The sequence below is a fragment of the Fusobacterium perfoetens genome, assembly GCF_021531595.1.
Taxonomy (GTDB): Bacteria; Fusobacteriota; Fusobacteriia; order Fusobacteriales; family Fusobacteriaceae; genus Fusobacterium_B.
Map to the genome: position 1 here is coordinate 81,027 of NZ_JADYUD010000002.1, position 16,485 is coordinate 97,511.

General features: G+C 30.3%; 14 protein-coding genes. 13 read left to right on the top strand and 1 reads right to left on the bottom strand.

What is annotated here, in order from left to right; genetic code table 11:
* Positions 1-91 precede the first annotated feature (91 nt).
* The 4 genes from I6E17_RS01480 to I6E17_RS01495 all read left to right on the top strand — a co-directional run bounded on the left by I6E17_RS01480 (position 92) and on the right by I6E17_RS01495 (position 7,633).
* Complete coding sequence (locus tag I6E17_RS01480; RefSeq protein ID WP_235235093.1) at positions 92-4,963, top strand: autotransporter domain-containing protein; 4,872 nt, start codon at positions 92-94, stop codon at positions 4,961-4,963.
* Positions 4,964-5,271: 308 nt separating this feature from the next.
* Positions 5,272-5,931 (top strand): response regulator transcription factor, encoded by a 660-nt coding sequence (locus I6E17_RS01485; RefSeq protein WP_176828584.1) that lies wholly within the window; start codon positions 5,272-5,274, stop codon positions 5,929-5,931.
* Positions 5,931-7,277, top strand: a complete 1,347-nt coding sequence (locus I6E17_RS01490) for a sensor histidine kinase (RefSeq protein ID WP_235235095.1) — start codon at positions 5,931-5,933, stop codon at positions 7,275-7,277. The genes I6E17_RS01485 and I6E17_RS01490 overlap by 1 nt, the downstream gene beginning before the upstream one ends.
* Positions 7,274-7,633, top strand: a complete 360-nt coding sequence (locus I6E17_RS01495; protein ID WP_235235096.1) for a hypothetical protein — start codon at positions 7,274-7,276, stop codon at positions 7,631-7,633. The genes I6E17_RS01490 and I6E17_RS01495 overlap by 4 nt, the downstream gene beginning before the upstream one ends.
* A 49-nt stretch (positions 7,634-7,682) precedes the next feature.
* On the opposite strand, the gene I6E17_RS01500 is transcribed toward I6E17_RS01495, so the two are convergent.
* Positions 7,683-8,189, bottom strand: a complete 507-nt coding sequence (locus I6E17_RS01500) for a KdsC family phosphatase (RefSeq protein ID WP_235235097.1) — start codon at positions 8,187-8,189, stop codon at positions 7,683-7,685.
* 174 nt (positions 8,190-8,363) lie between these two features.
* On the opposite strand from I6E17_RS01500, the gene cobU reads away from it, so the two are divergent.
* The 9 genes from cobU (at position 8,364) to uvrB (ending at position 16,483) form a co-directional block, all read left to right on the top strand.
* Positions 8,364-8,924, top strand: a complete 561-nt coding sequence (gene cobU / locus I6E17_RS01505) for a bifunctional adenosylcobinamide kinase/adenosylcobinamide-phosphate guanylyltransferase (RefSeq protein ID WP_235235098.1) — start codon at positions 8,364-8,366, stop codon at positions 8,922-8,924.
* A 22-nt stretch (positions 8,925-8,946) separates the two neighbouring features.
* A complete protein-coding gene (cobS, locus tag I6E17_RS01510) occupies positions 8,947-9,777 on the top strand; it encodes an adenosylcobinamide-GDP ribazoletransferase (protein WP_235235099.1) in 831 nt (276 codons plus the stop codon).
* Between the two features lie 22 nt (positions 9,778-9,799).
* Positions 9,800-10,393: a histidine phosphatase family protein gene (locus I6E17_RS01515; protein WP_235235100.1), complete on the top strand. Its 594-nt coding sequence runs from the start codon at positions 9,800-9,802 to the stop codon at positions 10,391-10,393.
* 11 nt (positions 10,394-10,404) lie between these two features.
* Positions 10,405-11,463, top strand: a complete 1,059-nt coding sequence (gene cobT / locus I6E17_RS01520) for a nicotinate-nucleotide--dimethylbenzimidazole phosphoribosyltransferase (RefSeq protein ID WP_235235102.1) — start codon at positions 10,405-10,407, stop codon at positions 11,461-11,463.
* Positions 11,464-11,507: 44 nt separating this feature from the next.
* Positions 11,508-12,185 carry a RadC family protein gene (radC, locus tag I6E17_RS01525; RefSeq protein WP_235235103.1) on the top strand — a complete coding sequence of 226 codons (678 nt, stop codon included), beginning with the start codon at positions 11,508-11,510 and terminating at the stop codon, positions 12,183-12,185.
* A gap of 131 nt (positions 12,186-12,316) precedes the next feature.
* Complete coding sequence (locus I6E17_RS01530; RefSeq protein WP_235235175.1) at positions 12,317-13,171, top strand: PSP1 domain-containing protein; 855 nt, start codon at positions 12,317-12,319, stop codon at positions 13,169-13,171.
* 4 nt (positions 13,172-13,175) lie between these two features.
* The gene (locus tag I6E17_RS01535; RefSeq protein ID WP_176828599.1) at positions 13,176-13,853 is read left to right on the top strand and encodes a tRNA1(Val) (adenine(37)-N6)-methyltransferase; all 678 of its coding nucleotides are present in this window, start codon (positions 13,176-13,178) and stop codon (positions 13,851-13,853) included.
* Positions 13,854-13,964: 111 nt separating this feature from the next.
* A complete protein-coding gene (locus tag I6E17_RS01540; protein ID WP_176828600.1) occupies positions 13,965-14,333 on the top strand; it encodes an ankyrin repeat domain-containing protein in 369 nt (122 codons plus the stop codon).
* 161 nt (positions 14,334-14,494) lie between these two features.
* The gene (uvrB, locus tag I6E17_RS01545) at positions 14,495-16,483 is read left to right on the top strand and encodes an excinuclease ABC subunit UvrB (RefSeq protein ID WP_235235104.1); all 1,989 of its coding nucleotides are present in this window, start codon (positions 14,495-14,497) and stop codon (positions 16,481-16,483) included.
* Positions 16,484-16,485 lie beyond the last annotated feature (2 nt).

A 16,485-nucleotide genomic window follows, 5' to 3' on the forward strand; every position in this document is an offset into this window, starting at 1 on the left:
CAATTATGTATTATTTTTTCTTTTGGGTTAAAGAGATTTTATTTTTTTATGTGAAAACTTTTATTAAAATCAAGAAGGGGGAATTTTATTTATGAATAACTATGTTAGCACAGAAAAATCATTAAAAAGATGGTTAAAAACGAGAGTAAAAGTAACAATGGCAACTGTAGTAGGATTCCTTATTGCAGGAACTGTAGCTTTTGGAGCTGGAACTATTCCAGAAGATGGTGTATATAATAATGATGTTTTATTAAATACTTTACAAAGTACAAAATTTGCTGTAGGACAAAATGGAAATCTTGAAATTTATTCAAATGGTAGTGTTGGACATTTATTATCAGATTTACAAGGCAATCATTCTTTATCAGGAATACAAAATGCATTAAGTCAGCAGAATAATCATCCTGGATATGTTGTTTTAACAGGAGCTTTAGCAGGAGAGGGAAATTATGATGGACTAACTGTTGCTGCTTTAAATGTTCTTTCAGGAAAAGGAGGTTCTCTTGGTAATTTAGCAAAAGCTTTAAAGAGATTTGATACTTCAAATAAAACAGGGAATATAGAAATTGTTGGAGATACAAAAACTATTGTAGGAAATACAGAAAATTCTCCAGTTGTTTTAGGATTAATTGGTGGAGATTTTTCAGCTGGATTACTTGGAACAGTAGAGCAGTCATTAACAAGAACAGGAAATACATCAGTTACAATAAATAATGGTAATGTTTTTGGAGCAACAGTTGGAAGCACAGCGATTTCAGCAGGAAATTTAAAAGTGAAATATTCATTTTTACCTATTTCAGCAAATAATAAAGGAACAGCTACAATTAATGGAAATACTACATTAAATATAAATGGTCCAGCAAATGCAGCAGGAATTACAGCAGGAGGACTTGCAGCAGCAATAGGTGGTACAGCAACATCAACTGTAAATGGAGATTCTAATATAAAAGTTAATTCTGTAGTTAATGCTGGTAAATTGGAAGGATTAACAGTAGGATTATTTGGTGGAGGAATGACAGTTTCTACTTTAGGTGGAAAAGCTGAAGCAAATACAACAGGAACTACAAATGTAGAAATAACTGATGGGCTTTCTGTTGGAGTAATAGGTGGAGGACTTGCAGTTTCAACTGATGCTTCTCAATATTTAAAAGATGGATTAGAAATAGGTGGTAAAAAAGGAAGAATAGATGGAAAAGGAAATTTTGTAATTGATTTAGATGGAATACCACCAATTACAGTTTCAGGACTTAAAGCTGGTGGAACATCAACAGTTAAATCTGGAGATATTAATGTAAATCTTAATGGAAAAACAGCTGCAGCTGCTGTATTAGGAAATGGTATTGCAGTATCACATCAAAATGCACCTCAAGGGGCAAAACCTACTGAAAACGATAAAATTTCAACATCAACAGTAGAAGCAAATAATATTACAGTAAATATAGATTTAACTAAAAACTTAAATGGAACAGAAATAGGAAATAATAATGTAATAGGAAAAGTTAAAGATGTATTTGTACAATTAAAAAATATTGTTGATCCAAAAGTAGGTACAGATGTAAGTAAAGTAATTGGTTCAATGCAAGGTGCAGTAGGAGCATTAAAAGATGGTGGAATAGCAGTAGGGGTAGCAGGAAATGGTATTGCAATAGCTGCTGATAAAGGAGTTTCAACAGTAAAAGCTAATAATACAACTCTTAACTTAAATGGTGGATATATTGTTGGAGCTTTAGGAAATGGTATTGCTATGAATAATGCTTGGGCAAAATCAACAGCAGAAGTAGGAAAATCTGTAATAAATATTGATGGAGAAGATACAGAAGTAATTGGAGTTTCTGGAAATGGACTTGCAGTTTATTATGGTTCAGGAAATTATGACGGAAGCTTAAACTTTGAAGGTAAAGCTCTTGTTCAAGTAAAAGACAGTGAAATTAATATTACGAATGGTTCAGCTGATGGAGTATTTGGTGGAGGAATTGCAATAGATGATTCTGAACTTAATACAAAAAATGCAGAAGCTATAACATCAGGAACTTCTACAATAAAGGTAACTGGTGGACTTGTTAAAGATTTTGGTTATGAACATTTAGGTGGAGTTATATCTGGTGGAACAATTGGAGGACAAGATTATGCTTCTTATTATAAAGAAGTACAAGCTCTTGGAGATGGAGTTGCTATAGTTGGTGGAGGAGTTGCAGCAGGAAATAATGCTAAAGCTCATGTAGAAAATTCTATAATTGAAATCTCTGGTGGAAAAATAGAAGGAGATATTTTAGCAGGAGGACTTGCAACAAGAGGAGCAGAATCTACTGTTAAAGAATCTACTATTAATATTACTGGTGGAGAAATCATTGGTAGTGTTTACGGAACAGGAAAAGCAACAGAAGCTGGAAAAGGAAAATTAACAGAGGCAGGAAAAGCAACTGTAGAAAATTCTGTATTAAATATTGATGGTTACACAAACAGCATAAAAAATATCAGTGGATTTGATAAAATTACTATCTCTAAAGCTACAGATATGAAAGTTAATAATATTCTTTTAGAAGAAGGGGAAATATTAACAAATGATGGAAAATTAACTCTAGGATTAGATAAAGATAACGCATCACTTATAACAATAAAAGGTGGAACAGCAGAAAATAATGGAACTATCGTAGTAAAATCAACACAAAAAGTTGTTTCAAATACTGATGGTAAATTTGAAAGTGCAGGTACAATTCAAATCTCTGATATAGAAAAAGATAAATTAGGAGAATTTAAAGCTTCAGATTTATTTGATGGAAAATATACATTTACAGGAATGCTAAAAGATAAAAATGGAAATGGTATATTAACAACAGATGATATAATTACTGGTGGTGGAGATTATAACTCTGATGAAATAAATAATGCTGGAAAAGAAAATAATGGAGAAGTAAACCTTGGAGATAAAGTTGCTTTAGTTGGAGGAGAAAAACCAATAGATGTTGGTTCAGTAAACATTTATAACGATATTACAGTAAAAAATAATGAAGAAGAAAAAGGAGTTACAATAGAAAATACTCCTATCAATATTAGTGGAGATAAACATATTACAATAGGAGAAGAAACAATAAAGGCTGATTTAACAATCAAAGATGGAACAGTAAATGGAGAAGAAGGAAAAACAGCTGTAGACTTTGCTAATAAAGATTCATCTCTTACTCTAGATGGAACAAACTTCACAGGAAATATAGGAACAGAAAATAATACAAACGGAACTGTTAGTGTAACTGATTCAACAGTAGATGGAGATATTACAGCAGGAAGTGTTGTTACTGGAGATGAAGATTTATGGAATAGTTTATTTGGAAGCACTAGATTAAGAACAGCATTGTTTGCTGCAACAGCTAAAGAAGTAAAAACAACAGTATATAATGGTAATGTAACTGCAAGCGATAAACTTGGTGTTATAAATGAAAATGCAATTTATAATGGAAAAGTTACATTTACTGGTAATGATGGTGATGGAATAAATATAGGAGCAACAGCAGGAAATACAGCTTCAGCAAGATTTAATGGAGATATAAAATCTAATAATATAAGACTAGTTGGAGATGCTACAGCATACTATGCTTCAAATATTACAATGACTGGAAAAGATAATGATACTACAGGAACAAAAATTAATGGAGGAACAAATATATTTGAAGTAAGTGAAAAAGGAGAAAATGCTCTTCTTAATACTTCTAATAAAGTAGGAAATGCTGGAACTGGAGTATCAATTGCAGATAATTCTGGAGTAAAACTTGAAGCAAATATTGATAAAGATACAGTAATTGATTTAGGAGATAAAACAAATCTTAATAATAATGATGTTAAATTAACTGAAAATAGTGATGGATTCTATGAATTATCTAAAGTTGGTACAGAAGGTAATAAATATGCTCTTAACTATAAAGACAATATAGCAAGTGAAAATGGATATAGTGCAGAACTTAATGATGTATTTGCAGCTTCTCAAGTTATCCACTCTAAATTAAATGAATTTGGATATAAAACAGTTGATGAAAGAGCAGAAGTACTAGATAAATATTATTCATCTAACATCTATTCTGAAACTGTAAAAGCAGCTTATGATACTGTTAAAATGAATGAAGAAGCAGTACTTTCTCTTGCTAGAAAATCTGAAGTAGGAAAATGGACAGCTGAAGGTAAAGCACTTTACTCTAAAGATGAATATGATAGAAAAGGAACTGTAGGAGATTATTCTTCTGAAATAGAATCAACAGGACTAATGGCAGCATTTGGTTATGGATTAAATGAAACTACTACAGCAGGAGTAGCTTTCTCTGGTGTAAAACAAGATGTTGATACAGATACAGGAAGTGCTGATGCTGACTTATTCTACTTAGGAGTATATGGAAATAAAGTTTATGGAAACTATGACTTTACAGCAGGATTAGGATACCAATTTGGAGAATATGAAGCTGATAACAATATTCTAGGAACAACAGGAGATAAATACGATTCTAAAGCATTAAGCGGATATGTACAAGGAAGATATACAGCAGACTTAGGAGATGGATTATCACTACAACCTAGAGTAAGATTAGGATATACTTATGTAGAACAAGATGATACAAGAGATTCTTACTTTGGAGTATCTGACGCAGAAATTTCAACATTTGATGCAGAATTTGGTTTAGATACAGTTAAATCAGTTCAATTAGAAAAATCTAAAGTAGATGTAAAATTCGGAGTATCTTATGTAAGAACAATGGGAGATACAGATGATGAATTTACAGGAAGATTCTATGGAGCAACAGCAAGCGAAGGATTTAATGTATTAGGAGCAGAACTAGCAGAAAATGTAGTTAAATTTAACTTAGGAGCAGAAGTAACAAATGAAAATGGATTCTTCTATAATGGTGGATTAACTTATGAATTCGGAAGCAATGATACAGAAGCTTACGGTGTAACAGCAGGTGTAGGATATAAGTTCTAATAAAATAGAACTCCTTATATCATAAATAAAAATTCTCACAAAAACAGGGCTCAGAGAAATCTGAGTCCTGTTTTTTGTCATTATATTTTTTATGCCACTTATTTGACACAGTAGTATAGTATTCTTAGAATATAATTATAAAAATGGAGATAGATTAAATGTTAAGTTTGCCGGCAGACAATACTTTATTTTATAAGATGCAAAACCAGCTGCATGAGCAGGAGAGGAATAGAAAACTTCTCCTGTTTTTGTTATAATTATAAATATAAAAGAATAAAAATCCTGCATAAAAATTTAAGGAGATGTAAATGGATAAGAGAATACTGCTGGTTGAAGATGAGTGGAAATTAAGAAGAATAGCTGCTGACTTTTTAAAAAGAGAAAAGTTTAATGTTATAGAGGCTGGAGATGGAGAAGAAGCTTTAGATTTTATACTTACAGAAAAATTTGATTTAATAATTTTAGATTTAATGCTTCCTAAAATAAATGGCTGGGAGCTTTTAAAAGAGATAAGAGAAAAAGATTCATCTCTTCCTGTTATAATGCTTACAGCAAGAGGAAGCGAAGAGGATATTTTAAAAGGATATGAAATGAAGGCTGATGAATATATTGTAAAGCCTGTAAGCATGAAAGTCCTTGTGGCAAAAGTAAAAGCATTTTTAAGAATACATAGCCTAGGTGAAACAATTTCATTTGGGGGAATTACAATAAATACAGATACAAGAGATATAAAAATGGACGGAGTTCCTTTGGAACTTTCTCAAAAAGAGTATGAACTTTTACTTTTCTTTATAAAAAATAAAGGGCAGGTTCTTTCAAGAGACCGTATAATTACATCTTTATGGGGATATGATTATGATGGAGATATAAGAGCTGTTGATTCTCAGATAAAGAGAATAAGAAAAAAGCTTGATGGAAAATATATTAAAACTATAAGAGGTGCAGGTTACAAAATAGAGGAGGAATAATGAGCAGTATCCGTAATAAACTGTTTTTCCTTATAGCCTCAGTTATTACAATGATAATGTTTTTTATGGTTGCTTTTAATGAGGTGTATTTTGAAAAATACTTTTTAAAAATAAAAAAGAATCAGCTTTTTTATCTTGCAAATGAGATAAAAGATCCTCGTTCTTTAATAGATTTAAGTGCTATTGAAGAAAAAAATAATATAAAAATATATATAATAAACGAAAGATATCTTAATGATATAGATGTATCTCTTTCTAAAGAGGATATGACAGAACTTTTTGAAAATCCTAAAAAATTTGTATTCAGGCTTACAGATACATCATTTTCTTTGGATAAGGAACTTACTATAATAACATCATATAATAAAAATCAGCTTCTTATAATAAGCACTCCTTTCAGTTCTGTAAAAGAGCCTGTAAATATTATTACATCTTTTCACCTGAAAATAGTTCTTACAGCTCTTGTTTTAGGTTATGTTCTTTCAATTATACTTTCAAGAATTATAACAGCTTCAATTATAGATATGGGGGAAACTGCCAAAAGAGTTGCAAAATTAGATTTTTCTCAGGAGTTTAAATCTTATTCAAAAGATGAGATTGGAATTCTGGGAGAGAACCTTAATATAATGTCAGCACAGCTTAAGGACAGTATAGAAAAACTTCAGGAAGATATAGAAAAAGAAAGAAAAATAGATAAAATGAGAAAAGAATTTATCTCCAGTGTCAGCCATGAACTTAAAACTCCCATTGCAATTATAAATAACTATTGCGAGGGATTAAAAGAGGGAATAGCAGATGATAAAGAAACAGCTGACTTTTACCTTGATATAATTATGGAAGAAACTGAAAATATGAATAAGCTTGTTCAGTCACTTTTATTTTTATCAAGGGCAGAGAGAGGATTTATTACTTTTAATTCAGAGAGATTTAATATAAAAGAAATTATTGAAAATGAAGTAAAAAGAGCTGAAAACTTAAATACAGAAGATAAAAAAGTTATTGTAGATATAAAAGATAAGTTTTTTGTTGGAGATAAAGAACAACTTACTGCTGTTATTAAGAATCTTGTAGAAAATAGTTTTAAATATGTAGAGCCAGAAGGTGAGATAATTATAAAATCTGAAAACAATAGATTTACTATAGGAAATACATCTCATATTTCAGAAAAGGAAATAGAAAATATATGGCTTCCTTTCTACAGAGCAGATAAAGCCAGAGATAGAAAACTGGGAACAGGTCTTGGGCTTGCAATAGTAAAAGAGATACTTGAGAGCCATAAACTTAAATATGGTGTTTATAAAGAAGATGATAAAATTATTTTTTGGTTTGAAGGAGGAGAAGAATGAAAAAGCTAATATTTGCAGCCTTTATTTTTATAGCATGTACAATATTTGCAAAACATAATGAGTATACTCTTACAGATCCTCTTAAAGATTTCAGAGAAAAAAAATCCATAGAATATCTTACTGCAGATCAGAAAGATAAACTTCTTATTTTAAGAAGGGAGTATTTCAGAGAACTTAAAGATATTCAGGAAAAAGTGAGAGAACTTAGAAAAGAAGCCAATGAATGTATGATGAATAATGATGAAAAAAGATATGAAGAAATTCATGATGTGATGAATGAACTTAAACTTAAAAGAGAACTTGTGAAAGAAAATTATAGAGAACAAATAGATGAGATTTTAGAACAAAAAAATTAAAAAAATCCCTGCAAAGGAAAATAAATTTTCAATGCAGGGTTTTTATTTTTTATTGTTCTGTAGCTGTAAAATTTTCTATAATATTATTCCAAAGGTTTTGTTTTTTCAGAATAAATTCAAGAACCTCTCTTACAGCTCCACAGCCTCCATTTTTTGAAGAAATAAAGTCAGAGATTTCAATAATTTCAGCAGCAGAATCTTTAGGACAAGCAGAAAATCCACAAAGTTTCATAGGTTTTAAATCTATAAGGTCATCTCCTATATAAGCAGTTTCTTCAAAAGTTAAATTATATTTTTTTAATATTTTTTCAAGATCTGCAACTTTGTCCCAGCTTCCTTGAACTATTTCTTGAATTCCAAGTTCTTTCCCTCTTCTTTCAACAATTTTAGAAGTTTTACCAGTAATGATTGCAAATTTTATTCCTTGTTTTATAGACTGGCTTATTGCAAGCCCATCTTTAACATCAAAGGCTTTCATTTCATTTCCCATGTTATCTATATAAAGTTTTCCATCAGTAAGAGTTCCATCTACATCAAGAACCACAAGCTTTATCATTTTATATCCTCCTTAAATTAAACTTTACTATAAAATAATATCATAATTTTAAAAAATATTAAATAAAATTAAATCTTATCAGTCTGTTTTAATTTATTTTGGGAATTTTAACATATAATATGATATAATTGTTCTTAGAAAGCAGTGAATATGATACTGAAAGGAGGGATTATTTTGGGAAAAATAATTTACATAACAGGGGGAGCAAGAAGTGGAAAAAGTTCTTTTGCTGAAAAGCTTATACAAGAGCGTTATAAAAGTAAAATATATCTTGCAACAGCTATTCCTTTTGATGACGAGATGAAAGACAGAATAGAAAAACATAAAAAACAAAGAGGAAAAAATTGGAAAACAATAGAAAATTATAAAAATCTTTCAGGAATATTAAAGAATCATATAGAGGAATATGATGTGATTCTTCTTGACTGTATTACAAATATGGTGACAAATCTTATGATTATTGAAAATGAATATGATTGGGATAATATATCTATGAAAGAAGTAGATTCAGTAAGAGAAAAAGTAATAAGAGAGATAGAATCTGTTATTGAGTTTATAAAGAAAAATGATATTGATATGGTAGCTGTATCAAATGAAGTGGGGTTAGGGCTTGTACCAACAACTGCCCTTGGAAGACATTTCAGAGATATAGGTGGAAAAATAAATCAGATAATGGCAGAGGCTTCAGATGAAGCATATCTTGTTGTATCAGGTTTAAATATGAGATTAAAATAATTTTGGAGGTTTTTTATTTATTATGAAAGGGTTGATTTTACTTTTTAAATTTATGACAAGACTGCCTATTCCTGTAAATTCTGAATTTGATTCAAAGGAACTTGGAAAAAGCATGAAATTTTTTCCTGTTGTAGGAATAGTGATAGGTATTATTTTATATGCAGTATATCTTATAGGGGCTAAATTTATTTTATCTTCATATCTTCTTGCAGCTGTAGTAGTTTTGGTTGAAGTTATTCTTACAGGAGGACTTCATCTTGATGGTCTTGCAGATACTTTTGATGGAATATTCAGTTACAGAAGTAAACAAAAAATGCTTGAGATAATGAAGGATTCTAGATTAGGTACAAACGGAGGAATAGCTATTGTTCTTTATTTTATTTTAAAAATATTATTAATAGCAGGAATAAGAGATACAGGATTTGGTATAGCTGGAGAAATGTTTGGACTACAGAATGCAGCAGGAGCAGTTGTTCTTGTAACACCTGTACTTGCAAGAATAAATACAGTTCTTAACTGTGCAGCAGCACCTTATGCAAGATCTTCAGGAAGTGCTAAAGATTTTGTGGAATGTACTGATAAGGCAGGAGTATTAACAGCAGCAGCAATAGCTCTTGTTTTTTCAGGGATAGCAGGATGTGGAATATTAGGTATATTAAATCCTCTTCATCTTGTAAATATAACAGCAGTAACAATGGTTCTTGGACTTTACTTTGCTAAGCTTATGGAAAGAAAAATAGGGGGAGTTACAGGGGATACTCTTGGAGCAATACTTGAACTTTCAGAAATAGTAATTCTATTTGGATTTTATTTTTCAGCAGCAGCATCACTAGGTTCAAAACTTTCATTTTAGAAATATTTAAAAGGGAGGTCTTATGGGAAAGCTTATTTTAATAAGGCATGGTCAGACTGATATGAATAAAGATCAGATGTATTATGGAAGAATGGATGTCCCTATTAATGAAACAGGGAGAAAGCAGGCTGAAAAGGCCCGTGAGACTCTTATTAATTTAAAAATAGATTATGATAAAATTTATTCAAGCAATCTGAAAAGAGCTTATGAAACAGCAAAAATAGTAAATTATAAAAATTTAGAAGTAGAAACTGATGAAAAAATTCAGGAAATGGATTTTGGAATTTTTGAAGGTTTATGCTATGAAGAAATTGTAGAAAAATATCCTGAAGAGATGGAACTTTTAAAAAAGGATTGGAAGACATATTCTTATGTAACGGGAGAGAATCCTTTTATGCTTCAGAAAAGAGCAGTTGAGTTTTTAGAATCAATTGATAAGAGCAAAGATAATATGGTAGTAACACACTGGGGAATAATATGTTCCCTTTTAAGCTGGCTGTTCTCAAGTGAACTTGACAGTTATTGGAAATTCCAAATAAAAAATGGCGGAATAGCAGTTATTGATTTTGTTGACAATAATTATCCTGTTCTGTGCAGTTTTAATGTTGGGGGATAGGCAGGTATTTTATGAAAAGATTAGAAGAAAGTCTTAAAGAAATAACAGTTTTAAACAAAAATTCTATGAACAAGTGTCAAAAAATATGGGATTCTAAGATGAAGCCTGTTGGAAGTCTTGGAGTCATGGAAAATATAGTTTTAAAACTAGCAGGAATATTTGAAGATTCCTTTGAAAATATAAAAACAAAAGGCTGTCATATTGTAGCAGCTGCAGATAATGGAATAATAGATGAAGGAGTTTCATCATGTCCAGTTGAATATACAAGAATAGTATCTGAAGCAATGCTTAATAATACAGCTGCAATTGGTATTATGTGTAATACCTTAGGAATAGATTTAAAAGTTGTAGATACAGGAATAAAAACAGAGATAAAAAGAAAATATCCAAATCTTTATGAGATGAAAGTGATGAATGGAACAGAAAACTTTTACAGAACTCCTGCTATGACAATGGAACAAGCTGTAGGAGCTGTTGAAAATGGAATTTTCTTTATGGAAGAGCTTGAAAATGATTATGATATTTTCTCAACTGGAGAAATGGGAATAGGAAATACAACAACAAGTTCTGCAGTGCTTTATTCTCTTACAAAATCAAGTATAGAAGAGGTTGTAGGAAGAGGAGGAGGACTTTCTGATGAAAGTCTTATAACAAAGAAAAAAGTTATATTTGAAAGCTGTGTGAAATATAATACCTTCCAGCTTGATACCCTTGAAATTTTAGCAGATGTAGGAGGACTTGACATAGCTTTTTTAACAGGGCTTTATATAGGTGCTGCAAAATGTAGAAAGCTTATTCTTGTTGATGGTTTTATATCAAGTGTGGCAGCTCTTGCAGCATGCAAACTTAATCCTCTTGTAAAAGATTATCTTCTTATAACTCATTTAAGTGAAGAGCCAGGAATGAAAATCGTTTTAAGAGAACTTGGAGCAGAGCCATTTCTTAATATGAATTTAAGACTTGGAGAGGGAACAGGAGCAGTGCTTGCATATCCTATAATAAAATCTGCACTGGAAGTTTATAAGAATATGAAAACACCAGAAGAGGTATACAAACTTTTTTCTGAATAATTAACATTTAAAATATATACAAAAGAAAAAAGAAGGGAAGGAAAATGGCTGAAGACTATATAGGGCACAGAAAAAGACTTCGTGAAAGATATATAAAAAATGGTTATAATGCTCTTGCAGACTATGAAATTGTAGAACTTCTCCTTACATTTGCAAAACAGAGGGTTGATACTAAGCCTCTAGCAAAAAGTCTTATAAAAAAATATGGGACTCTTGAAGATATATTAAAAGCTGATATGAAAGATTTAAAAGAAATTGATGGAATAGGAGAAGTCACAGCATTTTTTCTTAATTTTGTAGGAGATATTGCAGCTTGTTCCTTTAAAGATAAAACTAAAAAAGAAAAAGTTTCTTTAAAAAATAAAAATCAGCTTATAGCTTATTTAAGAAATGAGATAGGTTTTTCAAAAAATGAAGAATTTAAAGTCTTGTTTTTAAATTCAGCAAATGAGATAATAGAAACTGAAATACTTTTTACAGGAACAATAGATAAAAGTGCAGTGTATCCAAGAAAAATTCTTGAAAGAGCATTATATCACAATGCAAGAGCATTAGTTTTTGCTCATAATCATCCTTCTGGAAATATATCTCCTTCAGAAAAAGATATAGAACTTATAAAGGAAATGAAAGAGTTTTTTAAAATAGCAGATATATATGTACTGGATCATATAATAATAACAAGGGATTCCTATTTCAGCTTTTTAGAAGAGGGAATAATTTAAGAATAGAATTGGAGGAATTAATGACTGAAGAGATAAAAGAAATTAAAGAAACAGATATTCAGACAGAGATAATAGAAGTTATAGAAGAACAAGAACCAGCAGAAGAAAAATTTTATACAGTTCTTGGGGTTATGTTTGATATCACAAAGAAAAGATATTATTTTGAAGTTGTAGATAAAAACGAAGTATATAAAAAAGGAGATAAAGTTATAGTAGATACTGTAAGAGGGCAGGAAATAGGAGTAGTTTATAATCTTCCTGTAACTTTATCTGAAAAATTTCTTGTGCTTCCTTTAAAACCTGTTATTAAAAAAGCAAATGAAGAAGAGACAGCAAGATATGAAGAACTTAGAAAAGAAGCTGTTGAAGCACAAAAAATATGTAAAGAAAAAATAGCAAAACATAATCTTCCTATGAAACTTGTAAATACAGAATATACTTTTGATAAAACAAAACTTATATTTTATTTTACAGCTGAAGGAAGAATTGATTTCAGAGAACTTGTAAAGGATCTTGCAAATATATTTAAGCTTAGAATAGAGCTTAGACAGATAGGTGTAAGAGATGAAGCAAGAATATTAGGAGATATAGGTGTATGTGGAAAAGAACTTTGCTGCAGAACATTTATAAATAAATTTAACTCTGTTTCAATAAAAATGGCAAGAGATCAAGGACTTGTAATAAATCCGTCTAAAATTTCAGGAGTATGTGGAAGACTTCTTTGCTGCATAAATTATGAATATGCTCAATATGAAGAAGCTCTTAAAAACTTCCCTGCAATAAATCAAAATGTAGGGACAGAAAAAGGAGAAGGAAAAGTTGTCAGCATAAGTCCTCTTAATGGATTTTTATATGTAGATGTTCCAAAACTTGGAATAACAAAATTTGATATAGAGGAAATTAAATTTAACAGAAAAGAAGCTAAGAAATTAAAAAGTGAAACTACAGAAGAAGAAAGAGCACATAAAGACTTAGAAAAAGAGTAAAAATATGAAAGAAAAATATGATATTACTTTTCTTGAAAGTGGGACAAAAATATATCAGCTGACAGATGGATTTAGATTTTCTGTAGATCCTGTTATTCTAGCAGATTTCTTTGAAGGAAATCCTAAAGGAAAAGTTCTTGACATAGGAAGTGGCTGTGGAATAATTCCCATTCTGCTTGCAGAAAAAAAAGGAATGAAAGATATATGGGGAGTTGAAATACAGAAAAGTTCAGCAGAAGTTTTTAAAAAAAATATTGAAGAAAACAACTTTTCAGATAGAATTACAGTCTTAAACTGTGATGTTGAGGAGTTAACTTGTGGGAATAGTTTTGACTACATAATTTCTAATCCTCCTTATATGGCTTTTGATGGTAAAAAAATATCTGAAAATGAAAATAAGAAAATAGCAAGACATGAAATATATCTTGATCTTCAAAAACTTATTAAAAATGCAAAGAGACTTTTAAAGCCAAGAGGTGAGTTTTTTCTTGTGCATAGAAGTCATAGATTTTTAGAAATTGCAAAAATTCTTGAAGAAAATAATTTTTCTGTAAAAAGAGTATGTTTTACTTTTTTTGATAAAGAAAAAGATTCAAATCTTGTTCTTATTCAGGCATCAAAAGGAAGAAAGCATATACTTAAAATAGAAAGTCCTCTCTTCCTTCAAGAAAAAGGTTATTAAATACTTGAAAATAAATAATTTTATAGTATAATAGAATGTGAAAACAAAAAATTAAAAATAACAAAAACAGATAAAATTAATAAGAAAGGAAGAACTTAATTAGGGGTGACAATGGAACTTTTGGCTTTTTTAGAAAATGATGATCTAGAAAACTTTAATGAGAATATGAGCATCAGTGCAGTGGAGGAGAAAGACAGTAAAGGATTTACAATTCTTCATCTAGCTGTTTTAAAAGAAAAATATGATTTTGTGGACGCTTTAATGTATTATGGAGCAGATCCTAATGTTGAAAATAAAAATCATGAGACACCTTTACATATTGCAGCTAAACAGGATTCAGATGAGATTTTTAAGCTGCTTTGGGACTATGGAGCTGATCTTGATCAGGAAAATTATAAAGGGCAGACTCCAAAAGATATTGCTGAGGCAAATCACAGCAAAAAAGTATTAAGAGTTATTGAAGAAATAGAAGAAGATTAATTATTAGTGAGACTGTTGCAGGTTTATTTACAACGGTCTCTTATTTTTTTATTATATATAGTTTTTAAAAAATAAAATTTTATTTTTATAAATTAGAAAATATAAATAGTTTTGCACTTAGATATAAAATCATATACAATATGATAAGAGGTGATTATAAAATGGATTTTAAACTGCATTCAAAATTTAAACCTACAGGAGACCAGCCTGAAGCAATAGAAAAAATATCTGAGGGAATAGAAAGAGGAGTTAAGGATCAGGTTCTTTTAGGAGTAACAGGTTCAGGAAAAACTTTTACAATAGCAAATATTATAGCTCGTACAGGAAGACCAGCTCTTATTATGGCACCGAATAAGACTTTGGCAGCACAGCTTTACTCAGAGTATAAAAACTTTTTCCCAGAAAATGCAGTTGAATATTTTGTTTCATATTATGATTATTATCAGCCTGAAGCATATATAAAATCCACTGATACATATATAGAAAAAGATTCAGCTATAAATGATGAAATAGACAGGCTTCGTTATGCTGCAACATCAGCAGTTATAAACAGAAGAGATACAATTATAGTGGCTTCAGTTTCTGCAATTTATGGTTTAGGTTCTCCGGAAACATATAAGAAAAATTCAATTCCTATTGATTTAAAAACAGGTTATGACAGAAGAGAACTTATAGAAAAATTGGTAGCCTTAAGATATGAAAGAAATGACATAGCTTTTGAAAGAGGAAAATTCAGAATAAAAGGAGATGTTATTGATATTTATCCATCTTCTCATGAAGTAGGATATAGACTTGAGTTTTTTGGTGATGACCTTGAAACAATGTCAGAGATAAACACAATAACAGGGCAGAAGATAAAAAAGAATATAGAAAGAATTATAATACCTCCAGCTTCTCACTATCTTACAGAGGAAGATGAAGTTGAAAGAATTCTGGGCGATATAAAAAGAGATATGGAAACAGAAGTTGAAGCTTTTAAAAAAGAGGGAAAACTTTTAGAAGCTCAGAGACTGGAACAAAGAACAACATATGATATGGAAATGATAAAAGAGATAGGGTATTGTAAAGGAATTGAAAATTATTCAAGATATCTGAGTGGAAAGAAACCAGGAGAAAGACCTGATACTCTTATAGATTATTTTCCAAAAGACTTTTTGATATTTATAGATGAATCTCATATAGGAGTATCACAGATAGGGGGAATGTATAACGGAGACAGGGCAAGAAAGACAAATCTTGTTGAAAATGGATTCAGACTTAAAGCTGCTCTTGATAACAGACCTCTTACTTTTGAAGAATTTAGAAAAACAGCTAATCAGATTGTTTATGTGTCAGCAACTCCTGGAGATTATGAAATGGAAGTTTCAAATGGAGAAGTGGCAGAACAGCTTATAAGACCAACAGGACTTATAGATCCTGAAATTGAAGTTAGAAAAACAGAAAATCAGGTTGATGATCTTCTTCATGAAATAAGGGAAAGAGTTAAGAAAAAAGAGAGAGTTCTTGTTACAACTCTTACTAAAAAAATGGCAGAAGAACTTACAGAATATTATATTAATTTTGGGGTAAAAGTAAAATATATGCATTCTGATATTGATACTTTGGAAAGAATTGATATAATAAGAGACCTTCGTCATGGAGTGATAGATGTTCTTGTGGGAATAAACCTTTTAAGAGAGGGGCTTGATATTCCTGAAGTATCACTTGTAGCAATTCTTGAAGCAGATAAAGAGGGATTTTTAAGAAGCAGGCGTTCTCTTATTCAGACAATAGGAAGAGCAGCCAGAAATGTAAATGGGAAAGTTATACTTTATGGAGATATAATTACAAAATCAATGAAACAGGCAATAGATGAAACAGAAAGAAGAAGAACTGTTCAGAGGGAATATAATGCCTTCCATCATATAGATCCAAAAAGTGTTGTAAGAGAAGTTTCAGAAGAAGTTTTAAATCTTGATTATGGACTTCCTCAGGAAGAAGTAAAAAAAGTTTCTTCAGAGAAAAAATATCATTCAAAAGAAGAAATTGAAAAAGACATTTCTAAACTTCTTAAAGAGATTAAAAAACTTTCAGAAGAACTTGATTTTGAAAATGCAATTAAGAAAAGAGATGAAATGTTAAAACTTAAAAATATATTATTGGAACTTTAAAG

What these genes read in the sequence shown, in the direction of transcription:
- I6E17_RS01495 (WP_235235096.1), top strand. Translation starts at nt 7,274, where the DNA reads ATGAAAAAGCTAATATTTGCAGCCTTTATTTTTATAGCATGTACAATA.
- radC (WP_235235103.1), top strand. Translation starts at nt 11,508, where the DNA reads ATGGCTGAAGACTATATAGGGCACAGAAAAAGACTTCGTGAAAGATAT.
- I6E17_RS01500 (WP_235235097.1), bottom strand. Translation starts at nt 8,189, where the DNA reads ATGATAAAGCTTGTGGTTCTTGATGTAGATGGAACTCTTACTGATGGA.
- cobT (WP_235235102.1), top strand. Translation starts at nt 10,405, where the DNA reads ATGAAAAGATTAGAAGAAAGTCTTAAAGAAATAACAGTTTTAAACAAA.
- I6E17_RS01535 (WP_176828599.1), top strand. Translation starts at nt 13,176, where the DNA reads ATGAAAGAAAAATATGATATTACTTTTCTTGAAAGTGGGACAAAAATA.
- uvrB (WP_235235104.1), top strand. Translation starts at nt 14,495, where the DNA reads ATGGATTTTAAACTGCATTCAAAATTTAAACCTACAGGAGACCAGCCT.
- I6E17_RS01530 (WP_235235175.1), top strand. Translation starts at nt 12,317, where the DNA reads ATGTTTGATATCACAAAGAAAAGATATTATTTTGAAGTTGTAGATAAA.
- cobS (WP_235235099.1), top strand. Translation starts at nt 8,947, where the DNA reads ATGAAAGGGTTGATTTTACTTTTTAAATTTATGACAAGACTGCCTATT.
- I6E17_RS01480 (WP_235235093.1), top strand. Translation starts at nt 92, where the DNA reads ATGAATAACTATGTTAGCACAGAAAAATCATTAAAAAGATGGTTAAAA.
- I6E17_RS01515 (WP_235235100.1), top strand. Translation starts at nt 9,800, where the DNA reads ATGGGAAAGCTTATTTTAATAAGGCATGGTCAGACTGATATGAATAAA.
- I6E17_RS01490 (WP_235235095.1), top strand. Translation starts at nt 5,931, where the DNA reads ATGAGCAGTATCCGTAATAAACTGTTTTTCCTTATAGCCTCAGTTATT.
- I6E17_RS01540 (WP_176828600.1), top strand. Translation starts at nt 13,965, where the DNA reads ATGGAACTTTTGGCTTTTTTAGAAAATGATGATCTAGAAAACTTTAAT.
- I6E17_RS01485 (WP_176828584.1), top strand. Translation starts at nt 5,272, where the DNA reads ATGGATAAGAGAATACTGCTGGTTGAAGATGAGTGGAAATTAAGAAGA.